The organism is Sphaerisporangium aureirubrum (assembly GCF_042658925.1).
In the GTDB taxonomy this organism is placed as follows: Bacteria; Actinomycetota; Actinomycetes; order Streptosporangiales; family Streptosporangiaceae; genus Sphaerisporangium; species Sphaerisporangium aureirubrum.
The window spans coordinates 1-3,673 of the sequence record NZ_JBHSRF010000163.1; the positions used below are offsets into that span (position 1 = coordinate 1).

General features: G+C 58.6%; 2 rRNA genes. Both read right to left on the minus strand.

The features are described 5' to 3' along the window. Nucleotides 1-20: 20 nt before the first annotated feature. Nucleotides 21-137 (minus strand): 5S ribosomal RNA (rrf, locus tag ACFP1K_RS40820). A 157-nt stretch (nt 138-294) separates the two neighbouring features. After that, nucleotides 295-3,426: ribosomal RNA gene (locus tag ACFP1K_RS40825) — 23S ribosomal RNA — on the minus strand. Nucleotides 3,427-3,673: the final 247 nt, after the last annotated feature.

Sequence of the window (3,673 nt, forward strand, 5' to 3'; positions counted from 1 at the left end):
CAGGTGTGTTGTGAATGTTTGTCCGGCGGTGTCCTACTCTCCCACACCGTCCCCGGTGCAGTACCATCGGCGCTGAACAGCTTAACTTCCGGGTTCGGAATGTAACCGGGTGTTTCCCATCCGCTATGACCGCCGTAACCCCTTGAAACAACACCCACACCCACCCCCCGGAACCTTCCCCGGGGGCAGGGGTTTGCTGTCTCTGAGTCACACAGTGGACGCGAGCATCACCAACACACACAGCAGCAGTGCACTCGTTGTTGTACCAACGCGCATGCGGGTTGGCAGTGTTTTGTGGTCAAGTCCTCGGCCTATTAGTACCGGTCGGCTGGGCACCTTACGGTGTGTACACCTCCGGCCTATCAACCCAGTGGTCTACTGGGAGCCTTACCCCCTTGCGGGGTGGGAGACCTCATCTCAAGGCGAGCTTCCCGCTTAGATGCTTTCAGCGGTTATCCCTGCCGAACGTAGCCAACCAGCCATGCACCTGGCGGTACAACTGGCACACCAGAGGTTCGTCCGTCCCGGTCCTCTCGTACTAGGGACAGCTCCTTTCAAGTCTCCTGCGCGCGCAGCGGATAGGGACCGAACTGTCTCGCGACGTTCTAAACCCAGCTCGCGTACCGCTTTAATGGGCGAACAGCCCAACCCTTGGGACCTACTCCAGCCCCAGGATGCGACGAGCCGACATCGAGGTGCCAAACCATCCCGTCGATATGGACTCTTGGGGAAGATCAGCCTGTTATCCCCGGGGTACCTTTTAGCCGTTGAGCGACACCGCTTCCACACGCCGGCGCCGGATCACTAGTCCCAGCTTTCGCTCCTGCTCGACCCGTCGGTCTCACAGTCAAGCCCCCTTGTGCACTTACACTCACCACCTGATTGCCAACCAGGCTGAGGGAACCTTTGGGCGCCTCCGTTACTCTTTAGGAGGCAACCGCCCCAGTTAAACTACCCACCAGACACTGTCCCCCACCCGGATCCACGGGCGCGGGTTCAGGCATCCAAAACGACCAGAGTGGTATTTCACCAATGACTCCACCACCACTAGCGTGACAGCTTCACCGTCTCCCACCTATCCTACACAAGCCGTCCCAAACACCAATGTCAAGCTGTAGTGAAGGTCCCGGGGTCTTTCCGTCCTGCTGCGCGTAACGAGCATCTTTACTCGTACTGCAATTTCGCCGGGTCTGCGGTTGAGACAGCGGGGAAGTCGTTACGCCATTCGTGCAGGTCGGAACTTACCCGACAAGGAATTTCGCTACCTTAGGATGGTTATAGTTACCACCGCCGTTTACCGGCGCTTAAGTTCTCACCTTCACCCCCAGCAAGCTGAGAGTTGAGCGGTCCCCTTAACGTTCCGGCACCGGGCAGGCGTCAGTCCGTATACATCGTCTTACGACTTCGCACGGACCTGTGTTTTTAGTAAACAGTCGCTTCCCCCTGGCCACTGCGACCCCCACCAGCTCAGACAGCAAGTGCCATCACCAGCAGAGGCCCCCCTTCTCCCGAAGTTACGGGGGCAATTTGCCGAGTTCCTTAACCACAGTTCACCCGATCGCCTCGGTATTCTCTACCTGACCACCTGAGTCGGTTTAGGGTACGGGCCGCCGGCGCACTCACTAGAGGCTTTTCTCGGCAGCATGGGATCACCCACTTCGCCACAATCGGCTCGGCATCACACCTCAGGACTGTCTAAACGGGGGCGCGGATTTACCTACACCCCATCCCTACATGCTTACCCCAGGAACAACCATCGCCTGGGATGGGCTACCCTCCTGCGTCACCCCATCGTTTACCTACTACCAGATCAGGCCAACCCCCCTCCCACCACCAAGCCGAAGCCCAGTTGGTGTTCAGGCAAGTCTTAGTATCACTGGCCTCGGTATGGGCGCGCGCCCGCGGGTACGGGAATATCAACCCGTCATCCATCGACTACGCCTGTCGGCCTCGCCTTAGGTCCCGACTTACCCTGGGCGGATCAGCCTGCCCCAGGAACCCTTGGTCATTCGGCGCGAGGGTTTCTCACCCTCGAATCGCTACTCATGCCTGCATTCTCACTCGCACGCACTCCACACCCCATCACCAGGATGCTTCACAGCACGCACGACGCTCCCCTACCCACCCCCAAGCTCGAAAGCTCGGGCGGTGCCGCGACTTCGGCGGTGTGCTTGAGCCCCGCTACATTGTCGGCGCGGAATCACTTGACCAGTGAGCTATTACGCACTCTTTCAAGGATGGCTGCTTCTAAGCCAACCTCCTGGTTGTCACTGCGACTCCACATCCTTTCCCACTTAGCACACCCTTAGGGGCCTTAGTCGGCGATCTGGGCTGTTTCCCTCTCGACCACGAAGCTTATCCCCCGCGGTCTCACTGCCACGCTCACACTTGACCGGCATTCGGAGTTTGGCTGACGTCAGTAACCCGGTAAGGCCCATCAGCCAACCAGTGCTCTACCTCCGGCAAGGACCACGCAACGCTGCACCTAAATGCATTTCGGGGAGAACCAGCTATCACGGAGTTTGATTGGCCTTTCACCCCTACACACAGGTCATCCCCCAGGTTTTCAACCCTGGTGGGTTCGGTCCTCCACACGGTCTTACCCGCGCTTCAACCTGCCCATGCGTAGATCACCCCGCTTCGGGTCCACAGCATGCGACTAAAGAACGCCCTATTCAGACTCGCTTTCGCTACGGCTCCCCCACACGGGTTAACCTCGCCACACACCATGACTCGCAGGCTCATTCTTCAAAAGGCACGCGGTCACATCACAAACCAGACAAAAGCCCGGTCTAAGCTCCCACGGCTTGTAGGCACACGGTTTCAGGTACTATTTCACGACCCCTCACCGGGGCGCTTTTCACCTTTCCCTCACGGTACTGGTTCACTATCGGTCATCAGGAAGTATTCAGGCTTACCAGGTGGTCCTGGCAGATTCACACAGGATTTCTCGAGCCCCGTGCTACTTGGGAACACCCACAAGGAAGTCCATAAGGTTTCGCCTACCCGGCTATCACGGTCTACGGCCCTGCATCCCAGCAGGCTCGGCTACCCCACAGATTTATCACTCCCCGCAGCCCCGGCAGAGACTGCAAGCAAGGTCCCACGACCCCGGACACGCAACGCCCGCCGGCTATCACACGCGCCCGGTTTAGCCATCATCCGCGTTCGCTCACCACTACTAACGGAATCACTATTGTTTTCTTCTCCTACGGGTACTGAGATGTTTCACTTCCCCGCGTTACCACCAACCGCCCTATACATTCAGACGGCGGCGACACCACATAACTGGTGCCAGGTTTCCCCATTCGGACATCCCCGGATCAACGTCTGGTTGGCGACTCCCCGAGGCTTAACGCAGCCTCCCACGTCCTTCATCGGCTCCTGATGCCAAGGCATCCACCGTGTGCCCTAAAAAACTTGGCCACAAAAGATGCTCGCGTCCACTATGCAATTCACAAACAACAAACGAGACAACCGGACCCCCACACCACCAGCACCCACACCAACCACCAAAAATCAGCGGTTCAGCGTAGGCCGGTATGATGAGCGGCCGGTCCCGTGGTGGAGAAACCGTCCTGTCGAACCACACCCCGCTCCCATCTCCCTAGGGGGAGTCGGTCACGGGGTGCGTCGACGGTCCGTTTCCTCAGGACCCAACAGTGTGCCCGGA